This is a genomic window from Pseudomonadota bacterium (assembly GCA_008501635.1).
Taxonomy (GTDB): Bacteria; Pseudomonadota; Gammaproteobacteria; order QQUJ01; family QQUJ01; genus QQUJ01.
In genome coordinates this window covers 309,177-330,649 of the sequence record QQUJ01000018.1, presented here as the reverse complement: position 1 = coordinate 330,649, position 21,473 = coordinate 309,177, and the positions used below count along the sequence as shown (strand labels likewise).

Here is a 21,473-nt window from a genome sequence, read left to right as displayed (position 1 = left end):
GAAAGGGGATCGGTGGGAGTTGCCTTTCCGGAAAAGCGCGAAGCGATCCGTATGTCCGCCGATACCAATCTGCAGCTACACCTACCCGACCTGCAGGCCGCAGGCGATACCGCTATGCCCTATCAGGCGAAAGCGGTACGGGCCTGGTTGAGCGAACTGCCCATGGCCGATCACGAACGCGCGGCCGGGGCGTTGATCCAGGGCATCGCCAGCGTCAACCGCCAACGCCTGACTTTGACCGATCGTCTCTCTTATCTGGGGTACGTGGATGAAACGGCCGGCACCCTGTTGGCGTCGCTGCGCCAGCGGATACGCCATCACCTCCTGCCGCTCTCCCCCCACGGCGATCAAATCGCGCGATTGATTCGCGGTCTGCACCGGGAACTGGCGCTGGGCTACAAACGCGTACTCATGGACAATGCGGAAGCCGGACTGTTTGGACACCTGTCCAAGCGCGCATCGGCGCTGGCCCTGCATGGTGCAATGGCTTATCTGGGTGAACTGGTTCTGGATTATTTTCAAACCTACCAACCACCGCAAACCGGCATTTGGCGCGATCTGCATCAGTTGTATCGCTATGCAGAACAGCACGGCTTGCTTGGCAGCAGGCTCACTGAACTCCACACACCCTATGGGAAGGAGTCCAACCTCCAACGCCTCTACCTGCGCTTGCTACTCTTGACCCTTGCCTCGCCCTATCGTTTGCGCCCGGGCGAACTCGACTGGGTCAACGAAGCCCTGGCGCGTTGGGTAGGCCTGTGCGAGGTACGCCCCCCGCCCTCTCACGAGACCGGTATCGGAACCCTGGTGATTGATCTTGAAAGTGACGAGCCCACCGACCAATCACTCGAAAATTCGGAAATCACCCCCGCACGCCATCGCATAGTGACGACGATCGATCTGCTACCGGTGCTGCGCCAGGAGTTGACCACCTTCCATGAACTCGGCACGCTGCCCAAGACCAGTGACGGCGGCACACTTTCCGCCGATATCTACCGCCGGCTAACCCAGGCCTGGGGCACCTCGCCGCAGCGCAGTTTTTCGCGCAGCGAACGGGCACACAGCCTCGACATCACCATCGGGTTTACATCGTTGTGCCGTCTCATCGCCGCAGGCCGCGGCGTGGAAACATCCGCTCAACCTCTCGATGTGGTTCCTGACGATCGACCCCGCGCAACCGGAGAGTACGTCATTGAACCGAAATCGCAGGACGTGTGGAGTCTGGTATACACCAGCTCGGGAACTTCACCCGATCAGGATGAGCTACCGCTCGAAACCCACCGGTGTGGCACTATCAATGAGAGCGCCGGAGGATTCTGTCTCGTCACGCACAAAGAGAGTCAACTGCGTGCGCGGGTGGGTGAACTGGTGGGCATTCGCGATGAATCGGCCCGCGGTGAATGGGAGATCGGTGTCATACGCTGGATGCGGGACAGCGAAAGCGAGCACATGGAATTCGGCGTTCAGATGATCGCGCCCTGCGCTCGGGTCATCCGCATTGGCAGTGGCGAGTCAGATACTGGACGCATCGCGGGGGAATCCGCCCTGATACTGCCCGCGGTGCGAGCGGTGATGCAACCGATCAGCTTGATAACCGCTCTGTCGGGTTATCCGGTCGGTACCAGCCTGTCAGTGGAGAGTCCGGCCGGGGATGTGACGTTGCACCTCAGTCGCATGTTGGAGTCCACCGGCAGTTTCTCCCACTACCAGTGCTCTCCCGACGAAGGTCTCGTGGCACTATTGGGTGAATGCGGATAGTTTCCACTGCGAACACTGAATTGGGATTCCGGGGCACCCCCCCTATAATGGTTGCCAAGGGCGGGATAGTTATTGAATATCGCCTGCTGGGCAGACAGTTAGCCGCCAGCGCGACCAGTTCGATTTAAAGCTAACAACCACAATACTAACGCTGAGACAGGGCTGTACATGGTAGACGACCAGGATATTTTGCGGGTACTGATCATAGAGGATTCGCTTAACGAAGCTGAAACCTACGTCAGCACCTTGCGCGGTGGTGGTCATGCCGTCCGCGCCAAGCAGGTGAAAAGTCCAGACGAGCTGCAGGCCGCCCTGGCCGAACACCAGTACGAAATGGCCATCTGCTCTTCCCCGTTAAACGGCTGTCGCGTCGAGGATGCGATCACCGTCATCGCCCGCAGCGAAAAGGATATACCGCTGGTGGCAATCGTCGAACGCCCCACTCAGGATGCCCTGATAGAGGCGCTGCGCGCCGGGGCGCGCGATGCGATCCCCAAGGGGCAGAACGAACACCTGCGGCTGGTTGTCGATCGCGAGTTGGAAGACCTCAAGGCACGTCGTGCGTTACGCGACATGCAGCAGCGCTACCGCGAGGCGGAGCGCCGCAGTCGGGCACTCCTCGATACCGCACGCGATGCCATTACCTACGTGATCGACGGGATGCATATCCGCGCCAACGATGCGTATCTCAAACTCTTTGGATTTACCGACCCGGAAGAGATCGAGGGGATGCCCCTGATGGACATGATCGCTCCGGACGATCACCCCAAACTAAAGCAGTTTCTTCGCGGTTTACCCGAGCTGAACAAAGGGTCGCAAAGACTGGAAGTTCTGGGTCAGCGCATCGATGGCAAGACGTTCCCCATCACCCTGGTCTTCAGCCCGGCCGTGGTTGACGAGGAAGAGTGCTTCCAGGTGGTCATCCCCGCCCAGACCGCGGCCTCCGCTCCGACGCAATCCGATAACCAGGAGTTGGAAGACAAGATCAAGATTCTCAGCGACCGTGATCTGTTGACCGGGCTTTACAACCGTCAGTACTTTATCGAAGAGCTTGAATTGAAAGTGGCCGAAGTGCTCAGCGGCAATGCCCAATTGGCGTTGCTGCTTATCGCCATCGACAGTTTCGATACCATCGTCGATCGCGTCGGAATCGCCGCCAGCGACATGGTGGTGGTGGATATGGCAGATCTTTTGAACGAAAACCTCGACGAGACGCAAACGTTGGCGCGTTTTTCGGACCAGATATTCGCTGTTCTGACCCACTACAAAACCCCCGATGATATGCAACAGTTAGCCGATGCCTTACGTAAGAAAGTGGAAGACCATGTATCGGAAGTAGGTGGCCATGCGATCAACCCCACGGCCAGCATAGGTATTACGCTCGTCAGTGAAAACGCGGCCAGCGCCCAGGAAGTATTGCGCCGCGCGCATCAGTGCTGCGATCAGGCGCGCGCTGACGGTGGCAATCGCACGCAACTCTACACGCCCTCGACAGTGGAGCAGGCGATCGAAAGCAGCGGCGATGTCATGTCCAAAGTGGTGAAGTCGGCGCTGGAAAAGGACGCCTTCACACTGCTTTATCAGCCTATCAGCAGCCTGCGCGGTGAACAGCATGAGTACTACGAAGTCTATGTTCACCTGAGTGACGATAAAGGCAATGAAATCCCTACCAAGCCGCTTCTTGCCGCCGCGGAACGCCACGGCATAATGCCGCAAATCGACCGATGGGTGGCTGAGCGCGCATTGGAGAAGCTTGCGGAGGAGCACGCCAAGGGTAAAAAGGTCCACTTTTTCCTCAATTTGTCGGAATCCACACTGGCCGATGAGGATTATCTGCCGCGATTGGCGGGACGTCTTAAGGACTATCGATTGTCGGGGGAGTACCTGGTCATTGAGGTCAAGGAGCCAGCCGCCAGCGCCAATATTCAAGGCTTGAAACTTCTGATCAAAGGTTTGAAAGCGTTGCGATCGCGGCTTGCGCTTGCGCAATTTGGCAGTGGTTTGAACTCACTCAACTTCCTTAAGCATGTTCCCGCCAGTTTCGTCAAAATCGACCGGGCGCTGATGGTCAATCTACCCACCAACAAAGAGAGCCAGGACGCTGTCGCTGATATCGCCAGGACCGCGCACGAACTAGGCATGGAGTGCATCGCCGAATTTGTCGAGGATGCGGGCTCGCTGCCTCTGCTCTGGCAATCCGATGTGGACTATATCCAAGGTTATTTTCTCCAGGAACCGAGCGAGGAGCTAACATTCGACTTCAGTGGTGAATCGTTCTAGCCCGCCCTGCCAATCCGCAACGACTGCCTGAAAGTGAGCACCGGTTCACATCGATATCCGGTACAAACGCCTACGCTTTTGTGGGCTGTCAAAGGTAAGACGGCCAGATCCCCATCCGGACGCTATACTCAAAACAAGCACCTCGTCACGAGGGCCCCGATATGAAGAGTAGGGTTTTAATCGGTTTACTCGCACTTTCCGCCTGTACCCATGTTGCGGCAGAAGGCGATATTGACCAACTCAATCTACTCTCGCAGTCAGAGTTCCGCCTCTTCTCGAGAGACCTGGGCGCTGCATTGAGCTACAAGGCGGTAACCCCTGCAGAGCCCTTGGGCACAACCGGTTTCGACTTCGGCCTTGCGATCGTAAACACTCGATTGGAGAACGGCGATCTTTTTGACCGTGCCAGTTCAGATGATGTCTCGGACACTATCTACATCCCGAGATTACACCTGCACAAAGGCTTGCCGGGCGGCATCGATCTTGGCGCATTCTATTCTGCGATGCCCGGCAGCAACATCGCTTTTTGGGGCGCTGAGGCACGCTACGCGTTCTTGAAAGGGGGTGCTCTATCTCCCGCACTTTCGCTGAGAGGCACCTACTCCAGGCTCTCCGGCGTTGACCAATTGGATATAGATACCACGGGGCTCGAGTTATCCGTCTCCAAAGGTTTTGCCAACTTCACTCCGTATGCCGGCCTCGGCAAGGTTTGGGTAAAGAGCACGCCCTACGCCGGAAGCTTAGTGGAGGAGGACTTCAGTGAAGAGAAGTATTTCCTCGGGGTGAATCTCAACTTCGGGATCTTCAATATGGATTTGGAAGGCGATCGAACCGGAGATACCACCTCCTATAGCCTCAAATTCGGATGGCGCTTCTAGAACCTTTATCGATTCAACCATCAGCCCCGGCGGAAACGCTCTAACTGACGCCTCTCGCGCTTGTTAGGTTTATGATCACTGAAGAGCTGGCTCGATTTCGCGGCATCGTGAGCCGCTTGTATCGCCGCCCGCCGCGCTTTGCTCGCCTCCGTTTCCTGATATAAACGCTGTGCCTCCGAAGCCGGACCGCGGCGTTGACCCAGTTCCATCACGCACACTTCAAACCGCTCTATCCCGCGGGTGATTTCCAGAACCTCACCTACCCGCAACTCTCGCGCAGATTTTATACGTGCCCCGGCAATGCGGACCTTCCCACCGCGTAGTGCTTGAGCAGCAAGCACGCGTGATTTGAAAAATCTTGCGAACCAGAGCCATTTATCGACTCTCAGTGACATGAAATCTCTGCTCATGGCAGGAACACCAAGCGATCATGAATCCATGTGCTGGTGTACGAGAGAGTGAGACTGAAACACATCTCGGCGGCTACGCCATGCCACGACCGGTATACGAGGCATGTACCGCTGGCGCTATTTTTTCGCATGTCACGAGGAGCGAAGTCCTTCAACTTCGCTGTCGACGCAGCGCGTTGGCGATCTCGGTATTAATGCTTTCCACAACTCGACCCGGGTTCGCGGCACGTGTAATGGGGCGTCCGATCACCAGATAATCGGCCCCGTTTTCGATGGCTGCATCGGGCGTCATGATCCGTATCTGGTCGTCGTCATTTGAACCACGAGGACGAATACCCGGCGTGACCAAACAGAACTCCGAAGGGTGCGAACTGCGCAACCGGATTGCTTCGTGCGCCGAACACACGACGCCATCCAATGATGCTGCCTTGGCCAAAGCGGCCATACGTTCGACGGTCCACGCCGCAGTGCCGGAAAAGCCGATCTCGGCCAAATCCTCGTCACCCAGGCTGGTTAAAACGGTTACACCGATCAGCAGAGGTCGTATATCAAACTTGTCGAGCGCTTCTCGCGCAGCCTCCATCATCCGCCGGCCACCCGACACATGAACATTGATCATCCATACACCCAAATGGGCTGCAGCCGCGCAAGCGCCTGCTACGGTATTCGGAATATCATGGAACTTGAGATCCAGAAAGACATCGAAACCTCGCTCAACCAGCGACTCAACCAGACTTGGACCAGTCGATGTAAAAAGCTCCTTTCCCACTTTCAATCGGCATGCCCCGGGATCGAGGTGCTCGACAAAGGAGAGGGCCTGCGTGGCCTCATGAAAATCCAGTGCGACTATTACCCGCGGGGCGGTACTAATCGTTGTCATGGCTCCATCGCTACCTTATTCGCCTTCCACACCCTGGATCTGCCGAATACTGCTCCAGCTTCTGCAGCTTGGACAGTGCCAATGCAACGCCTTGGCTGAAAATCCGCAACGCGTGCATTTGTACGACGGTTTGTGCTGTAGCAAAGCATGTGTAATCTGTCTCAGGACATCAAGGTTGCCACGAGCCCTCTCGTCCGCATTTGAGAGTTTGGTCCTCAATAACCAGTCCAGGCCACGTACTGACGGCTTCTGCCGCAGACGCTCAACAAGATAAGCCGTGGCTCGCGCCTCACCCTCGGTATCCCTGATTACCTCCGCCATGGCCAACAATACCGATATACCCTGATACCGTAGCTGAAGCTTGTGCAGGTAGGCGATGTATCCGGCGCGATCACCCAAATTCTTGTAGCACTCCTTCAGAGGTGCAATCACCTCCGGGAGATAGTCGAGATTCTGATCTTCGACACTTCGGTAAAATCCAATTGCAGCTTTCCAGTCACCACTGCCTGCCTGCAAATCTCCCGCTATCAGGCTGGCTCGCACACAATGTGCATCGCTGGCCAAAGCTCTCCTTATCATCTGTTGTGCCGCACGGCGATCACCACTCGCAAGGGCCTCCTCCGCCAATTCGCAATAGAACTGTCCAATCAAAAGGCGGCGCTCTCCTTCGGGCAAAGCTGTTGAAGCGCGAGTGACCGAGATCGCATTTTCCCAGTCCTTCTCTAGTTGATAAATATCCTGAAGGTGACGACGCGCCGCGTCGACATGCATGCGCATGCCTATCAGTTCCTGAAAAATGTTCTCTGCGCGATCAAGAAGCCCCGCTCGCATATAGTCTTGTCCCAATTCAAGCAGTGCCTGCGATCTTTGCGATCTATCTAGGCTGGGACGTGCAATCAGATTCTGATGGATACGGATTGCTCGATCTACCTCACCGCGACGCCTAAACAGATTGCCGAGCGCCAAATGCGTTTCCACTGTCTCGCTGTCTTCCTCAAGCAGCTTGATGAAAACCTCAATGGCCTTGTCGGGCTGTTCATTGAGCAAAAAGTTGAGCCCTTTGAAATAGGCTTGCCGCATGCCCAGTCCAGGAGTCTGCACGCCTCTGGCGGGTAATTTCCTCGCCAAAAGCCAACCCGAAGCTGCCGCGACCGGCAATAGTAACCACAGTAGGTCATACATATGCTTAACGACTAACCCTTATCCGTCTCCGGTACTCATTTCATCATGAGTGTTACCACGAGCGAACGTCCGACTGTTGACCGCTTTGCCATGCAATGCCGAGACACGAACATTCAATGATCTTGACGAATAGGCATGGAGCGCAGATTAGTGAGCTCTTGTTGCGAAATGCGTTCTGCACGTCGAACTTGGTTTAATTCGCGTTTCAATCCCAACATCCGGCCGAGGCTGACCAGCAAACCCACAATTGCTCCCAGCGCGAAGGTCACCACCACTATCACTGACAGCGGCATCTCTATACTGCCAACGTAGTAATCAATCTTGACTGCATCGGCATTGATAACCGCGAATGCCAACGCCACCACAAAGATCAGGAAAAGTATGATGCTTTGGACAATACGCATGCTGCACTCCCCAAGTCTTTTTTCTCATTGCTTGCGTTAAACCTCCCGCTAGACGCCCATGCGCAGACGACAGGCAGCGCCGGAAGATCAGGTATTGGAATTGCACTGCCTAAGGTACAGGTGCCCCACCCTAACTGACAAGTAGAGACGAACCGGTAACTTTTCTCGAGGGAAGGGGTGCTTTGTGTCGCTAGGAGGGGGCAGAATCAAACGAAAGGATGACTAACCCGCGGTTAGCTGAGCATGACGATCGTCTGCCGCGATATCGGCAGTTTCGGTGACTCGTTCACGCAACTCCTTGCCCGGTTTAAAATGCGGCACGTACTTACCCGGCAGGGCGACGGCTGTGCCGGTCTTGGGATTGCGTCCCATCCGTGGCGGGCGGTAATGAAGAGAGAAACTGCCAAATCCACGAATTTCGATACGCTCGCCCGACGAGAGCGAATGGCTCATCTGTTCGATCAGGCTTTTTACTGCCAGCTCGACATCTTTCTGTGCCAGGTGACTCTGTTTACGAGCCAGCAATTCGATCAATTCCGACTTCGTCATTCTAGTTTTCCCGGATCGGAGCGGGGGTCGTTGCGACCCCCGCAAACCTTGTTCCCCGCAAGGAGCGTCAGTCGTTCTTGCTCTCCAACTGCTCCTTGAAGATATCGCCCAGCGTAGCACCGGTGCTTGGCGCCTTGTAGTCCTGCAATACCGCGGCCTCTTCCTCGGAATCTTTGGCCTTTATCGATAGCGTAATGGTACGACTCTTACGATCGACACCAATGAACTTGGCTTCGACTTCATCGTCGACCTTGAGCAAAGTACGCGCATCCTCAACGCGGTCGCGGGCGATCTCGGAAGCGCGCAGATGTCCATCGATGCCTTCGGCAAGATTCACCACGGCGCCCTTGGCATCCACCTCGATCACCTTACCCGTCACGATACTGCCTTTGGGGTGAGCCGCTACGTAGTTGGAGAAGGGGTCCTGCTCCATCTGCTTGACGCCGAGCGAGATGCGTTCACGCTCTGCGTCAATGGCCAGCACCACCGCTTCCATCTCATCGCCCTTCTTAAAGCGGCGAACAGCTTCTTCGCCGCCGTCATTCCATGAGATGTCGGAGAGGTGCACAAGACCATCGATCCCACCCTCCAGACCAACAAAAATTCCGAAATCGGTAATCGATTTGATGGTGCCGCTGACCTTATCGCCCTTGTTGTGCATGGCGGCAAACTCATCCCAAGGATTGGGTTGGCACTGTTTCACGCCCAACGAGATGCGACGACGGTCGGTATCGATATCGAGCACCATCACCCCCACCTCGTCACCGATCTGCACCAGTTTGGAGGGGTGGATGTTCTTGTTGGTCCAGTCCATCTCGGAAACGTGCACCAAGCCCTCAACGCCCTCCTCGATCTCGACGAAACAGCCGTAATCAGCCAGATTGGTGACCTTACCGAACAACCGAGTACCGACTGGATAGCGACGCGCGATATCCATCCACGGATCTTCGCCAAGCTGTTTCAGGCCCAGCGAGACGCGGTTGCGCTCGCGGTCGAATTTGAGAACCTTCACCTCTATCTCATCGCCAATATTGACGATCTCGGAGGGGTTCTTGACGCGCTTCCAGGCCATGTCGGTGATATGCAGCAAACCGTCGATGCCACCCAGGTCCACGAACGCGCCATAATCGGTGAGATTCTTGACGACACCGGTAACCACTTGACCTTCCTGCAGATTCTTCAACAACTCATCACGCTCAGCGCTGTACTCGTCTTCCACCACCGCGCGGCGCGAAACAACGACATTGTTGCGGCGACGATCCAGCTTGATGACCTTGAATTCGAGATCCTTGCCTTCCAGGTAGGTCGCATCACGTACCGGGCGCACATCCACCAGTGAGCCGGGCAGGAAAGCGCGGATATCGTCGATGTCGACTGTGAACCCGCCTTTAACCTTGCCATTGATCTGGCCGGCAACGGTCTCACCCTTATCGAAAGCGGCCTCCAGCTTCATCCAGGTCTTGGCGCGCTTGGCCTTCTCGCGGGACAGACGGGTCTCGCCGAACCCATCTTCCACAGTATCCAGGGCGACTTCGACTTCATCGCCGGGCTGGACATTGATCTCGCCATTTTCGTTGTAAAACTGTGAGGCAGGGATAATACCTTCAGACTTGAGGCCCGCCGAGACAATGACGACATCGGGCCTAACTTCCAGTACCACAGCGGTCAAGATACTGCCCGGACGCATCTGGGTCTGGGCAATGCTCTCTTCAAACAGTTCAGCAAAACTTTCGGTCATGGTTAAAAGGTCCTGGACTCACCATGCATGCTGGTGATCCCCTCGATTGCTTACGCGGCACAAAACGCCGCAAGTCAGTTATAAAAAATGCCTAGTATCGCCAGTGGCAACCTAGACCCCTGAAAATGTCGAAGTTGGTCGACCCTCGACGATCCCCATCACTGTGGCTACCACCTCGTCTATCGAAAGCTTGGTGGTGTCCAGAATGATGGCGTTCTCTGCGGGTTTCAGCGGTGCGACGGCGCGGCTGGAATCACGCTCGTCGCGCTCACCGATCTCCCTCAGAACATCGGCCAGATTAGCACTCAACCCTTTTTCTTTCAACTGGTTATATCGCCTTTGGGCGCGCGCCTGGACACTGGCGGTGAGGAATACCTTGGCCTGAGCACCGGGGAAAACCACAGTCCCCATATCCCGTCCGTCAGCCACCAAACCGGGAGGTTCGGCAAATGCCCTTTGGCGCTCCAGCAGCGCTTGACGCACACTGGGTATCGCGGCCACCTGAGACGCGGCCTTCCCGCAGGCCTCGCTGCGCAGCATTGCTGTGACGTTCTCACCTTCGAGTTGTACCGCATCATCGGCAGGATCAGCCGCCAGCTCGAACTGAACGTCGAGATGAGCCGCAAGGGTCGCCAGCGATTCTGCATCTTCAAGGGTCAACCCGTGGTTTTGAGCGGCCATAGCCAAGACGCGATAGAGCGCGCCACTATCGAGGTAGTGCCAACCGAGCTGCTTGGCGATGCGGCGACTGATCGTTCCTTTGCCCGACCCGCTGGGGCCATCGATGGTCAATATCCTCACCTCAGCCATCGTATTTCGTTCCCTCTTCTGCGACAGGCACTGGTCACCTCAGTGCTCACGTGTCTGGTGGAAATGGACATCGGGCCATCGCTCCTGCGTCAGCTCCAGATTTACGCGTGTGGGTGCTATGAATACCAGGTCACCGGCGCCATCGATGGCAAGATGTTCGTAGTGTTTTTCACGAAACCGTTCCAACTCCCGTGCATCGGCGCTCTCGATCCATCGGGCCGAATAGACGGGTACCGCCTCGAAGCTGCATTCCACCCCGTATTCGTTCTGCAGGCGATAGGCGGCTACATCAAATTGCAGTATCCCCACGGCGCCGACGATCTGATCGTTGTTTTTCAAGGGACGAAAAACCTGCGTAGCCCCTTCCTCGCTTAGCTGGGTCAATCCCTTCTGCAAAGCTTTGAGTTTTATGGGGTTTTTTAGAATGATCCGGCGAAACAATTCGGGTGCGAAAGAGGGGATTCCACTGAACTTGAGGTCTTCGCCCTGCGTGAATGTGTCCCCGATACGAACCGTCCCGTGATTGTGGATGCCGACGATATCGCCCGCGTATGCCTCCTCCACCCGCTCGCGCTCGGAGGCGAGGAAGGTAATCGCATTGGCGATCTGAATATCCCGTCCGGCGCGCACATGGCGCAGTCGCATACCTTTGGTGTAGCGCCCCGAGCAGACGCGCAGAAACGCGATGCGATCACGATGGGCGGGATCCATGTTCGCTTGTATCTTGAAGACGAACCCCGTGAATGACTCGTCGTCAGGCTCTACGCGACGTTCTCCCGCATCCCGCCCGCGGGGCGGCGGTGCGTAGCGCACAAAATTGTCGAGCAGCTCTTTTACCCCGAAGTTATTGATTGCAGAACCAAAAAATACCGGGGTCAGCGTGCCTTCCAGATAAGCATCGGCATCGAATCCGTGACTCGCCCCCCTGACTAGCTCGATATCAACCCGCAATTCATCCGCCTGATCTCCAAGCACCGCGTCGAGTTCAGGATTGTCGAGCCCCTGGATTACCCGGCCGGCTTGTACCCGTTCTGCGTTGCCGGGTGCGTAGAGATAGACCGCGTCGTCCAGCAGATGGTAGACACCGCGAAACCGTTTACCCATCCCAATCGGCCAGGTCACCGGGGCACACTGGATATTCAGCACCGACTCAATCTCATCGAGCAGTTCCACCGGCTCACGCCCCTCCCGATCCAGCTTGTTGATGAAGGTAATGATGGGCGTGTCGCGCAGCCGACACACATCCATAAGTTTGATGGTGCGGTCCTCCACGCCTTTGGCGCTGTCAATGACCATCAGCGCCGAATCGACTGCGGTCAGCGTGCGGTAAGTGTCCTCAGAAAAATCTTCGTGGCCAGGCGTATCGAGGAGATTCACCACCCGGTCTCGGTAGTTGAACTGCATCACCGAAGTTGTCACCGAGATACCGCGCTGCTTCTCGAGCTCCATCCAGTCAGACGTCGCATGGCGTGCTGCTTTACGCCCTTTAACGGTACCGGCGAGCTGAATAGCGCCGCCAAAAAGCAGCAGCTTTTCGGTGAGCGTTGTTTTGCCGGCATCCGGGTGCGAGATAATGGCAAAAGTACGCCGGCGCTGGGCCTGGCGGGCAATTTCCGACATCTGAATTATGACTCGGTGACGGCTGTTCGGCGCACTGGGCCGAAACCCGTTGAGAGAATGACTCCAAACGCCCAGGCAGTCGCAATGACCACAATAAGGCGTGCCTTGAAAAGCGGCGAAGTATAGCAGATCAATCTTTGAGAATAGACAGACTATCCACGATGACTAAAGATCCAGCGCCATGATAATGGCATCCTCGCGCCCGCCATGGGTCGGGTAGTAGCGCTTGCGCACTCCGACTTCATTGAAGCCCATGCCCAAATAGAGGTTAATTGCCACCCGATTGGAGGGTCGCACCTCGAGGAACACTGCTTCGGAGCTTGTCTGCCGGGCACGCGCCAGAACATGGGTGAGCACCTTGCGACCAATCCCGCGCCCCTGCACTTCGGGGCGTACGCAGAGATTCAGGATGTGGCACTCACCCGCCACTACCGACACGATCCCGTAGGCATCGATCACGCCGCACTGTTCGAAAACCGTGCAGCCGTAACCGACCCGCAGGCAGTCCCGAAAGATGCCTTCCGTCCAGGGGTGCGTGTAGGCATCGCGCTCGATCGCCATCACCGCAGCGATGTCTTGTTCAGTCATCGGACGGGATTCGAGGGCGTAGGGTTTGGGGATCGCGCTCATGGCGTTTCAGCAACCCCGGATTGTTGGGCTGAGCGTTCACGCAGCACCTGTCTTGCAAAGCAGAGGTCTGCCCAGGCTTTGGGTTTGTCCGCGGGTGAACGCAAGAGATAGGCGGGATGATAGGTCACTATCAGGGGAGTGGCCCCTCCGGGCAATTGATGCACAGTTCCACGCAATCGGGACAGGCTGAGTTGAGTTCCCAACAGGTGTTGGGCTGCAACGCGCCCGACCGCTAACAGTACACCGGGCTGCACGAGCTCGATTTGGCGCTGCAAGTAAGGTTGGCAGTGGGCCACCTCATCCAGGTGCGGGTTCCGATTGTTGGGAGGACGGCACTTCAGCACGTTGGCGATAAATACCTCACTGCGCGCCAGACCCAGCGCTAACAGCATGCGATTCAGCAACTGCCCTGCCCGGCCAACGAACGGTTCGCCCTGCCGATCCTCATCGGCACCCGGCGCTTCGCCCACGATCATCCACTGTGCCTGCCGGTTACCCACTCCGAAAACGGCCTGGGAGCGCGTACGGTGCAGATCGCACGAGGTGCAACGCTCAACCCGTTCGCGCAGCGTCTCCCAATCGAGTGTCCCGATGCTGTCTCCTGGCCGCCCGGAATCCTCGTGTTCGATTCGGACAGCTGCAACATCAGGGCCTCGCGGCGCATGTTCGGCAGCACGCCGTACCCAGCAATCGATTCCCATTGCCTGAAGGTAGCGATACTGCAAAGGGCTAGTGCTCATATCACCAGTTTCCACCCCCTGTCATGTCTCGGCAAGCCCCGCCACACACCTCTACACATCACCCATCTGCGGATTGGCTTTCACCTCACCTTGCGTGATGCGGTTGAGCGCGTGGATGTATGACTTTGCCGACGCCACCACGATATCGGTATCCGCCCCCTGACCATTGACCACACGACCTTTGCAACTGAGCCGCACCGTCACTTCACCCTGCGAGTCGGTACCACTGGTAATCGCATTGACGGAATAGAGCAGCAGCTCGCTGCCGCTCGCGACCATTGACTCGATCGCCTTGAACGAGGCATCCACCGGCCCACTGCCCTCGGCCGTACCGCGCTGCTCCTCTCCATCAACCGAGATTGCGACCTCAGCCAGCGGTGTTTCGCCGGTTTCGGAACAGACTTTCAAATAGAGCAGCTTGAAACGTTCCTGCTCCGCCTCGAGGCTGGTCTCGGAGGCCAAAGCCTGCAGATCCTCGTCGTAGATCTCCTGCTTCTTGTCGGCGAGATCCTTGAAGCGGGCAAAGGTCGCGTTCAACTCTTCTTCCGATTCGAAATCCACACCCAACTCTTTCAATCGCGTACGGAAGGCATTGCGGCCCGAATGCTTACCCATGACCATGCGGTTGGTGCTCCAACCGACATCCTCGGCCCGCATAATCTCGTAGGTTTCGCGTTTTTTCAGCACGCCGTCCTGGTGTATTCCCGACTCGTGAGCAAACGCGTTAGCACCGACGATCGCCTTGTTGGGCTGCACCGGAAATCCGGTGATTCCGGAGACCAGGCGCGAACAGGTGACGATCTGCGTGGTATCCAGATCCACATCGCAAGTGAAGATATCCTGTCGCGTGCGGACCGCCATGACGATCTCCTCCAACGCGGCATTACCAGCACGCTCCCCCAAACCGTTGATGGTGCACTCCACCTGACGGGCGCCCTCCATGACGGCCGCGAGCGAATTTGCCACAGCCAGCCCCAAGTCATTGTGGCAATGCACGGACCACACCGCCTTATCGGCATTCGGCACGCGACTCATCAGATCGGCGATCAAGGCGCCAAAATAGGGGGGAAGGTTGTAGCCCACCGTATCCGGTATATTCACCGTCCTGGCGCCGGCATCGATCACCGCTTCCAGGATCCGGCACAGAAAATCGGGCTCCGAGCGTCCAGCGTCCTCGGGGGAGAACTCCACGTTGTCGGTATAGTGGCGTGCACGCTTGACGGCCTGAACCGCCTGTTCCACCACCTGATCTGGCTCCATGCGCAACTTCTCCTTCATATGGATCGGAGAAGTGGCGATAAAGGTGTGAATGCGCGCCGAATTGGCTTCCTTTAACGCTTCACCAGCCCGCTCAATATCCGCCCCTGTTGCTCGCGCCAAGCCGCAAACGGTGCTCTCCTTTACCGCACGCGCCACGGCCTGCACAGCCTCGAAGTCACCCGGACTGGCGATAGGAAAACCTGCCTCGATCACATCGACGCGCATCCTCTCCAGCGCCTTGGCAATGCGCACCTTCTCGTCACGATTCATCGACGCGCCGGGGCTTTGTTCGCCATCGCGAAGTGTCGTATCAAAAATTATCAACTTGTCCTTGCTCATATCCTGTTCCAATTCTGACATCGCAACCGCGATGGGCCACACGGCCAATGAACCACCCCTGCCGGGAAGGCAGGTGCAAACGATTAGCGAATTGAAAGAGAGGTTTAGTGGCTGCCGGCTACGGCAGCAGCAGTCGCAGGTCAAGTAGAGAGGCAAGCACCAACACCGAGCCGCCCGCAGGTACGGCTGCATGTTGCGAAATCGGCATTGTGTTTGTAAGTGACATAGTGCGTATCAAGCGTTGAGTGCCTTCCGACTATAACCCTACTATTCCTCTTTGCCAACCCCGGACACCTTCGTAATCTTCTCCCCTGACGCCGCTTTCTCAGCCTCCTTCGAATCGGCCACCGCAGGAGACTTATCAACGTGATAGCGCTCCTCACGACGACGGCGAAGCTGCACCAAGGTCAACACCGGCCCGGAAATGGCATACACCAGCGCGACGCTGAACAACACCTCGGGCGGCTGCATGAATATCACCGCGAACACCAGAATAATAACCACTGCGGCTACGAAAGGGACTTTGCCCTTGAGGTCGAGTTCCTTGAAGCTGTGGTAGCGGATATTGCTGACCATCAACAAACCAATCAGGATGGCGAGGACCAACACCCCGATGCCGATATCATGCCCCACGATCTCATATTCAGCGCCGACCCACACCAACCCCGCAAGCACAGCCGCAGCGGCGGGGCTCGCCAGTCCCTGAAAATAGCGCTTGTCGACAATGCCGACCTGGGTGTTGAAGCGGGCGAGACGTAGTGCGGTACACGCCGCATAGATGAAAGCTGCCAACCAACCCGGTTTGCCCAATCCCGAGAGCGCCCACTGATAAACCACCAGCGACGGCGCCAAACCAAAGGAAACAAGGTCTGCCAGGCTGTCGTACTGAACTCCGAACTCGCTCTGGGTATTGGTCAGTCGTGCCACCCGCCCGTCCAAGCCATCCATGATCATGGCGACAAAAATGGCAATGGCTGCAGGCTCAAAATGGCCCTTCATCGCGGCAACAATGGCGTAAAAGCCGGCGAACAAGCCCGCCGTCGTAAAGAGGTTGGGCAGTAGATAGATACCGCGGCTGCGTTTGGGTTTTTCCACCTGCTCCGGCATAGATGCGCTCAAGATCCAACCCCTCGTCTGCTCACGTCAGTCCGCCCGGAAATGTGTAATAGAACACCGGTGTTAGTTGGTTTGCGGCGAGGCCACATTCAGCTTTTCGTGGACCAAGTTGCCAAGTACCGATTCTCCTCCGCTAACCCGCTGACCCGCCTGCACAGCGATCTTCGATGTAACCGGCAATAACAGATCGACACGTGAGCCGAATCGGATAAAACCACAGCGTTGCCCTTGACCGATCCGGTCACCGGTGTTGGGGTAGAACCGCGGATGCCGAAAGGGTAGTCCTCCCGGTATCAACAATACAATGTCATCCTTCTCGTCGCTCTGAATCCAGATACCGTAATCATCGAATTCGTCGTTATTATCGCCGTCTTCACAGCGATTTGCGATCAGCTTGTCCTGCCAACGCTGCATCACCTTACCCTCGATCGGCGCACGCACGCTGTAGGTACCTGTACCAAACATGCAAAGTCGAATCCGCACAGCATTCCGATCAAGGCAGGGGTCGCGAATTTCGTCGACAGCTTCAACCCGCCCGTCCACCGGGCTCAGAACCCCTAGAGGCAGAGCTGGACGCGTGCGCGGGGGATCACGAAACAGATACAAGGCCATCACCGTCAGGGCCCAAAGCGGTAGTGCCACTAACCCGTCCACGTACCAGCCAAGCAGTCCGGCGATGACCACCAATCCACCGATCAATGGCCACCCTTCCTGCGCGATCATTCTTTGCCGTGGACCCTCCATGCCACTAGACAATGTAGCTTAAATAAGACGGGGTGAGCTGTGAAAGCTCACCCCGTGCCTGGTACGCCATGTCCATCTTTTCGCCAGTCACCCAACCCGTAATCGGGGCTGAACGACGTCAGTTGACGGTTTTGTCGACGATCTTGCCCGCCTTGATCCAGGGCATCATATCGCGCAACCGACCGCCCACTTCCTCGATCTGGTGTTCCATACCGATGCGGCGCTTGGCCTTGAGAGTTGCCGCACCCGCCTGATTCTCCAGAATGAACTCGCGGGCAAACTCACCGGTCTGTATCTCGGTGAGAATCCTGCGCATCTCGTTTTTTGTCTGCTCGGTAATGATGCGTGGACCGCGCGTCAGATCGCCGTACTCCGCCGTATTGGAGATGGAGTAGCGCATGTTGGCGATACCGCCCTCATACATCAAATCGACAATGAGCTTCAATTCATGCAGGCACTCGAAGTAGGCCATTTCCGGGGCATAGCCGGCCTCGACCAGGGTCTCGAATCCTGCCTGAACCAGTGCCGTCGCACCGCCGCAGAGCACAGCCTGTTCACCGAACAGATCGGTTTCGGTCTCTTCGCGAAAATTGGTTTCGATGACACCGGAACGACCGCCGCCATTCGCGCTCGCGTAAGAAAGCGCAATCTCCTTGGCCTGACCACTGGCGTTTTGCGCAACGGCGATCAGGCTCGGCACACCGCCGCCCTGCTTGTAGGTCGAACGCACCAGGTGTCCGGGACCTTTGGGAGCAACCATGATCACATCCAGATCGGCACGCGGCTCGATCTGGCCAAAGTGGATATTGAAGCCATGGGCGAACGCCAATGCCGCTCCCTGCTTGATATTCGGAGCGATATCTTCACGGTAAAGCCGCGCCTGGTGCTCATCGGGAACCAATACCATCACCACATCTGCTTCGGCGACGGCTTGCGCCACCGGTTTTACGGTGAGCCCGGCCTTCTCGGCCTTCGCCGCCGATGCGGACCCGGCACGCAAACCGACCGTTACCTGAACACCGGAGTCCTGCAGGTTGTTCGCATGGGCATGGCCTTGCGAACCGTAGCCAAGAATGGCCACTTTCTTTGATTGGATGATGGACAGATCAGCGTCCTTATCGTAGTAAACCTTCATCGCCATTGGTTGCTTTCCTCGGTTTGGCTGTGAACTGAAATCAGCGCCGCTACGCCACTAGGCATGCAGGCTCTTCTCACCCCGCGCGATTCCCATCACGCCGGAGCGGACCACTTCCAGGATCAACTCTTCCTGAAGACCGTTGAGAAAGGCATCCAATTTATCTCCGGCGCCGGTAAGTTCAACAGTGTACGTGGTGTCCGTTACATCGATGATGCGTCCGCGAAAAATATCGGAACGCCGCTTGAGTTCATCACGCATCTCGCCGTCGGCATGCAGCTTCACCAGCATCATTTCGCGTTCCATATGCACACCTTCGGTGAGGTCGGTGAGCTTGACCACGTCGATCAGCTTGTTCAACTGCTTGGTGATCTGCTCGATGATCGCATCGTCGCCACGCGTAACCAGGGTCATGCGCGATAGCGAGGCATCCTCGGTGGGCGCCACCGACAACGATTCGATATTGTATCCCCGTGCCGAGAACAGGCCCGCGACGCGGGACAGGGCACCAGATTCGTTTTCCAGAAGTATCGAGATGATATGCCGCATGATCTACACCAGAATCATTTCGTTAAGGCCTGCACCCGCCGGAATCATCGGGTAGACGTTCTCTTTCTGGTCGGTGATGAAATCCAGAAATACCGCCCGATCTTTTATCTTCATCGCCTCTTTCAAGGCCGGTTCAACATCGCCAGGTTTCTCAACCAGAATGCCGGCATGCCCATAGGCTTCCGCCAGCTTCACGAAATCCGGCAGGGCATCCATATACGACATGGCATAGCGTCCCTGGTAGAAGAACTCTTGCCACTGGCGCACCATGCCAAGATAGCGGTTATTCAGATTGACGATTTTGACCGGCAGACTGTACTGGCGCAGGGTCGACAGTTCCTGGATACACATCTGGATACTGCCTTCGCCCGTTATGCAGACCACGGTTTCCTTGGGATGTGCAAGCTGGACACCCATTGCCGCCGGCAAACCGAAACCCATGGTGCCGAGACCGCCGGAGTTGATCCAGCGGTTGGGTTCCTTGAACTTGTAGAACTGTGCGGCGAACATCTGGTGCTGCCCGACATCGGAGCAAACGAAGGCATCTCCCTTGGTTACCTTATAGAGTGTCTCGACCACAAACTGCGGCTTGATCGCGTCGCTGCCACGATCGAACTTCAAACAATCCTTTGACCGCCACTCCTCGATCTGCTCCCACCACTTTTTGATCGCCTTGGGATCGGGGCGCCGTTCGGTCTCTTTGATCATCTTGATCATCTGGCGCAGCACATTCTCCACCTCACCGACGATGGGCACCTGCACCTTTACGTTCTTGGAAATCGACGATGGGTCTACGTCGACGTGGATGATCTTTGCTTCGGGGCAGAATTTCTTGACGTTGCCGGTCACGCGGTCGTCAAATCGTGCACCCACCGCGATCAGCACATCGCAGTGGTGCATGCTCATATTCGCTTCGTAGGTACCGTGCATGCCCAGCATGCCCAGGAACTGCTTATCGTTGCCGGGGTAGCCGCCAAGACCCATCAGCGTATTGGTGACGGGGTAACTCAGCAGCCGGGCCAATTCGGTCAACGCCTTGGTGCCATTGCCCAACACCACACCGCCGCCCGTGTAGAATATCGGACGCTTGGCACCGAGCATCAAATCCACCGCCTTTTTTATCTGTCCCGAATGCCCCTTCACCACCGGGTTGTAGGAGCGCATCGTAATCTTCTTAGGGTAGTGGTAAGGGATTTTGATGTTGGGGTCGGTCACATCCTTGGGGATATCGACCACTACCGGGCCAGGGCGGCCCGTGCTGGCGATATAAAACGCCTTTTTGATGGTTTCCGCCAGATTCTTTACGTCCTTCACCAGGAAATTGTGCTTCACGCACGGGCGTGTGATGCCAACCGTATCCACCTCCTGGAAGGCATCATTGCCGATCAAACTCGTCGGCACCTGACCGGTAAACACGACCAGGGGAACCGAATCCATGTAGGCCGTGGCAATACCCGTCACGGCATTGGTCGCGCCCGGCCCAGAGGTAACCAACGCGACGCCGGCCCTGTTGGTCGAACGGGCATACCCGTCGGCCGCGTGCACCGCGCCCTGCTCGTGACGCACCAGAATGTGTTTGACATCTTCCTGGGCGTACAAGGCATCGTACAGATGCAGCACCGCTCCACCAGGATAGCCAAAGATATGCTCCACTCCTTCGTCTTTCAGGCACTGGACGAAGATATCGGCACCACTCAGTTCCACGAGAGTCAACTCCTCTACCGGGATTCCGGACGGTGGCCGGGTACCACCGCAAAAGAGACGCAGATCGGCTCATGTGCCCGGCGAGCCGGGGCAACCCCCACGCCCCACTGCCTCGCGCGATCTGTGAGATAAAGGAGTTACTTATATTGGCATCGCTGCAGCGCGTCAAGGCTGAAAGCCTTTATTTATCAACCGCTGACGCCATTCTGCGATCACGATCCTTCCCCCTCGAGCATCAATGCCGCTATAGTGCCAACAGCCGATAGGACGCAGCGGGGGAGGCATTATGCGTGTGGCAATAGGGGTACTACTGGCAGCCGGGATCGCCATTTCCACTGTGGCGCAGGCTGCGATTTACCGTTGGGTCGACGACCAGGGGGTCGTGCACTACACCGAGACACCGCCCCCGGCCAGCAACAAAGACCGCGGCAGCCGTATTCGCACGCTTAGTGCGCCTACCGGGGGTACCGAACAGGGTCGCCAGCGTTCGGAGGCGATCCAGAATCGGCTCAAAACCATTGAAGATCAGCGCAAGAAAAGTACTGAAGAACAGACCAGACTCGACGCTGAGACGGAGCGTCGAGAAACCGTATGCAAAGCGGCCCGACAGAACCTGGCCAACCTTGAGATCCGCACCAACCGCCGAGTCCGTGACAGCGAGGGCAATATTACGGTGATGACCGAAGAGGAGCGCAATGAAAAGATGGAGGAGGCTCGCGCGCAGATCGAGAAGAACTGCAACTGATC

The 21,473-nt window shown here is 56.9% G+C and carries 20 protein-coding genes; 4 read left to right on the top strand and 16 right to left on the bottom strand.

Features of this window, described 5'->3' with window-relative positions; translation table 11 throughout:
- Nucleotides 1-12: 12 nt before the first annotated feature.
- From DWQ09_11575 to DWQ09_11565, 3 genes are all read left to right on the top strand, one after another.
- Entirely contained in the window at nt 13-1,758 is a 1,746-nt protein-coding gene (locus tag DWQ09_11575) for a hypothetical protein (GenBank protein ID KAA3627794.1), read from the top strand.
- Between the two features lie 168 nt (nt 1,759-1,926).
- Complete coding sequence (locus tag DWQ09_11570; protein ID KAA3627793.1) at nt 1,927-4,038, top strand: EAL domain-containing protein; 2,112 nt, start codon at nt 1,927-1,929, stop codon at nt 4,036-4,038.
- 161 nt (nt 4,039-4,199) lie between these two features.
- Nucleotides 4,200-4,916, top strand: a complete 717-nt coding sequence (locus DWQ09_11565; protein KAA3627792.1) for a hypothetical protein — start codon at nt 4,200-4,202, stop codon at nt 4,914-4,916.
- 20 nt (nt 4,917-4,936) lie between these two features.
- Here DWQ09_11565 and DWQ09_11560 read toward each other — a convergent pair whose 3' ends face one another.
- The 16 genes from DWQ09_11560 to DWQ09_11485 all read right to left on the bottom strand — a co-directional run bounded on the left by DWQ09_11560 (nt 4,937) and on the right by DWQ09_11485 (nt 20,726).
- Entirely contained in the window at nt 4,937-5,326 is a 390-nt protein-coding gene (locus DWQ09_11560; protein KAA3627791.1) for an RNA-binding S4 domain-containing protein, read from the bottom strand.
- Nucleotides 5,327-5,477: 151 nt separating this feature from the next.
- Nucleotides 5,478-6,206, bottom strand: a complete 729-nt coding sequence (locus tag DWQ09_11555) for an orotidine-5'-phosphate decarboxylase (GenBank protein ID KAA3627790.1) — start codon at nt 6,204-6,206, stop codon at nt 5,478-5,480.
- Nucleotides 6,207-6,221: 15 nt separating this feature from the next.
- Nucleotides 6,222-7,388 carry a lipopolysaccharide assembly protein LapB gene (locus DWQ09_11550; protein KAA3627789.1) on the bottom strand — a complete coding sequence of 389 codons (1,167 nt, stop codon included), beginning with the start codon at nt 7,386-7,388 and terminating at the stop codon, nt 6,222-6,224.
- A gap of 113 nt (nt 7,389-7,501) precedes the next feature.
- The gene (locus DWQ09_11545; protein ID KAA3627788.1) at nt 7,502-7,792 is read right to left on the bottom strand and encodes a LapA family protein; all 291 of its coding nucleotides are present in this window, start codon (nt 7,790-7,792) and stop codon (nt 7,502-7,504) included.
- A 222-nt stretch (nt 7,793-8,014) separates the two neighbouring features.
- Nucleotides 8,015-8,341 carry an integration host factor subunit beta gene (locus DWQ09_11540; GenBank protein ID KAA3627787.1) on the bottom strand — a complete coding sequence of 109 codons (327 nt, stop codon included), beginning with the start codon at nt 8,339-8,341 and terminating at the stop codon, nt 8,015-8,017.
- A gap of 67 nt (nt 8,342-8,408) precedes the next feature.
- A complete protein-coding gene (locus DWQ09_11535) occupies nt 8,409-10,079 on the bottom strand; it encodes a 30S ribosomal protein S1 (GenBank protein ID KAA3627786.1) in 1,671 nt (556 codons plus the stop codon).
- 111 nt (nt 10,080-10,190) lie between these two features.
- A complete protein-coding gene (locus tag DWQ09_11530; GenBank protein ID KAA3627785.1) occupies nt 10,191-10,889 on the bottom strand; it encodes a (d)CMP kinase in 699 nt (232 codons plus the stop codon).
- A gap of 39 nt (nt 10,890-10,928) precedes the next feature.
- Nucleotides 10,929-12,509 (bottom strand): peptide chain release factor 3, encoded by a 1,581-nt coding sequence (locus tag DWQ09_11525; protein ID KAA3627784.1) that lies wholly within the window; start codon nt 12,507-12,509, stop codon nt 10,929-10,931.
- Nucleotides 12,510-12,674: 165 nt separating this feature from the next.
- On the bottom strand, nt 12,675-13,097 hold the full coding sequence (rimI, locus tag DWQ09_11520) for a ribosomal-protein-alanine N-acetyltransferase (protein ID KAA3628017.1): 423 nt from the start codon (nt 13,095-13,097) through the stop codon (nt 12,675-12,677).
- Nucleotides 13,098-13,135: 38 nt separating this feature from the next.
- The gene (locus DWQ09_11515) at nt 13,136-13,879 is read right to left on the bottom strand and encodes a uracil-DNA glycosylase (GenBank protein ID KAA3627783.1); all 744 of its coding nucleotides are present in this window, start codon (nt 13,877-13,879) and stop codon (nt 13,136-13,138) included.
- A gap of 51 nt (nt 13,880-13,930) precedes the next feature.
- On the bottom strand, nt 13,931-15,478 hold the full coding sequence (locus tag DWQ09_11510; protein KAA3627782.1) for a 2-isopropylmalate synthase: 1,548 nt from the start codon (nt 15,476-15,478) through the stop codon (nt 13,931-13,933).
- 267 nt (nt 15,479-15,745) lie between these two features.
- Complete coding sequence (gene pssA, locus DWQ09_11505) at nt 15,746-16,585, bottom strand: CDP-diacylglycerol--serine O-phosphatidyltransferase (GenBank protein KAA3627781.1); 840 nt, start codon at nt 16,583-16,585, stop codon at nt 15,746-15,748.
- 72 nt (nt 16,586-16,657) lie between these two features.
- Nucleotides 16,658-17,338 (bottom strand): phosphatidylserine decarboxylase, encoded by a 681-nt coding sequence (locus DWQ09_11500; GenBank protein ID KAA3627780.1) that lies wholly within the window; start codon nt 17,336-17,338, stop codon nt 16,658-16,660.
- 118 nt (nt 17,339-17,456) lie between these two features.
- A complete protein-coding gene (locus tag DWQ09_11495; protein ID KAA3627779.1) occupies nt 17,457-18,479 on the bottom strand; it encodes a ketol-acid reductoisomerase in 1,023 nt (340 codons plus the stop codon).
- A gap of 51 nt (nt 18,480-18,530) precedes the next feature.
- Nucleotides 18,531-19,022 (bottom strand): acetolactate synthase small subunit, encoded by a 492-nt coding sequence (locus DWQ09_11490; protein ID KAA3627778.1) that lies wholly within the window; start codon nt 19,020-19,022, stop codon nt 18,531-18,533.
- A gap of 3 nt (nt 19,023-19,025) precedes the next feature.
- Nucleotides 19,026-20,726 carry an acetolactate synthase 3 large subunit gene (locus tag DWQ09_11485; GenBank protein KAA3627777.1) on the bottom strand — a complete coding sequence of 567 codons (1,701 nt, stop codon included), beginning with the start codon at nt 20,724-20,726 and terminating at the stop codon, nt 19,026-19,028.
- Nucleotides 20,727-21,012: 286 nt separating this feature from the next.
- Here DWQ09_11485 and DWQ09_11480 point away from each other — a divergent pair, with 286 nt between their 5' ends.
- Nucleotides 21,013-21,471 (top strand): DUF4124 domain-containing protein, encoded by a 459-nt coding sequence (locus DWQ09_11480; protein ID KAA3627776.1) that lies wholly within the window; start codon nt 21,013-21,015, stop codon nt 21,469-21,471.
- The last annotated feature ends 2 nt before the right edge of the window (nt 21,472-21,473 follow it).

What these genes read in the sequence shown, in the direction of transcription:
- DWQ09_11480 (KAA3627776.1), top strand. Translation starts at nt 21,013, where the DNA reads ATGCGTGTGGCAATAGGGGTACTACTGGCAGCCGGGATCGCCATTTCC.
- DWQ09_11495 (KAA3627779.1), bottom strand. Translation starts at nt 18,479, where the DNA reads ATGGCGATGAAGGTTTACTACGATAAGGACGCTGATCTGTCCATCATC.
- DWQ09_11510 (KAA3627782.1), bottom strand. Translation starts at nt 15,478, where the DNA reads ATGAGCAAGGACAAGTTGATAATTTTTGATACGACACTTCGCGATGGC.
- DWQ09_11550 (KAA3627789.1), bottom strand. Translation starts at nt 7,388, where the DNA reads ATGTATGACCTACTGTGGTTACTATTGCCGGTCGCGGCAGCTTCGGGT.
- DWQ09_11555 (KAA3627790.1), bottom strand. Translation starts at nt 6,206, where the DNA reads ATGACAACGATTAGTACCGCCCCGCGGGTAATAGTCGCACTGGATTTT.
- rimI (KAA3628017.1), bottom strand. Translation starts at nt 13,097, where the DNA reads ATGACTGAACAAGACATCGCTGCGGTGATGGCGATCGAGCGCGATGCC.
- DWQ09_11540 (KAA3627787.1), bottom strand. Translation starts at nt 8,341, where the DNA reads ATGACGAAGTCGGAATTGATCGAATTGCTGGCTCGTAAACAGAGTCAC.
- DWQ09_11565 (KAA3627792.1), top strand. Translation starts at nt 4,200, where the DNA reads ATGAAGAGTAGGGTTTTAATCGGTTTACTCGCACTTTCCGCCTGTACC.
- pssA (KAA3627781.1), bottom strand. Translation starts at nt 16,585, where the DNA reads ATGCCGGAGCAGGTGGAAAAACCCAAACGCAGCCGCGGTATCTATCTA.
- DWQ09_11525 (KAA3627784.1), bottom strand. Translation starts at nt 12,509, where the DNA reads ATGTCGGAAATTGCCCGCCAGGCCCAGCGCCGGCGTACTTTTGCCATT.
- DWQ09_11530 (KAA3627785.1), bottom strand. Translation starts at nt 10,889, where the DNA reads ATGGCTGAGGTGAGGATATTGACCATCGATGGCCCCAGCGGGTCGGGC.
- DWQ09_11500 (KAA3627780.1), bottom strand. Translation starts at nt 17,338, where the DNA reads ATGGAGGGTCCACGGCAAAGAATGATCGCGCAGGAAGGGTGGCCATTG.
- DWQ09_11560 (KAA3627791.1), bottom strand. Translation starts at nt 5,326, where the DNA reads ATGAGCAGAGATTTCATGTCACTGAGAGTCGATAAATGGCTCTGGTTC.
- DWQ09_11515 (KAA3627783.1), bottom strand. Translation starts at nt 13,879, where the DNA reads ATGAGCACTAGCCCTTTGCAGTATCGCTACCTTCAGGCAATGGGAATC.
- DWQ09_11545 (KAA3627788.1), bottom strand. Translation starts at nt 7,792, where the DNA reads ATGCGTATTGTCCAAAGCATCATACTTTTCCTGATCTTTGTGGTGGCG.
- DWQ09_11490 (KAA3627778.1), bottom strand. Translation starts at nt 19,022, where the DNA reads ATGCGGCATATCATCTCGATACTTCTGGAAAACGAATCTGGTGCCCTG.
- DWQ09_11570 (KAA3627793.1), top strand. Translation starts at nt 1,927, where the DNA reads ATGGTAGACGACCAGGATATTTTGCGGGTACTGATCATAGAGGATTCG.
- DWQ09_11535 (KAA3627786.1), bottom strand. Translation starts at nt 10,079, where the DNA reads ATGACCGAAAGTTTTGCTGAACTGTTTGAAGAGAGCATTGCCCAGACC.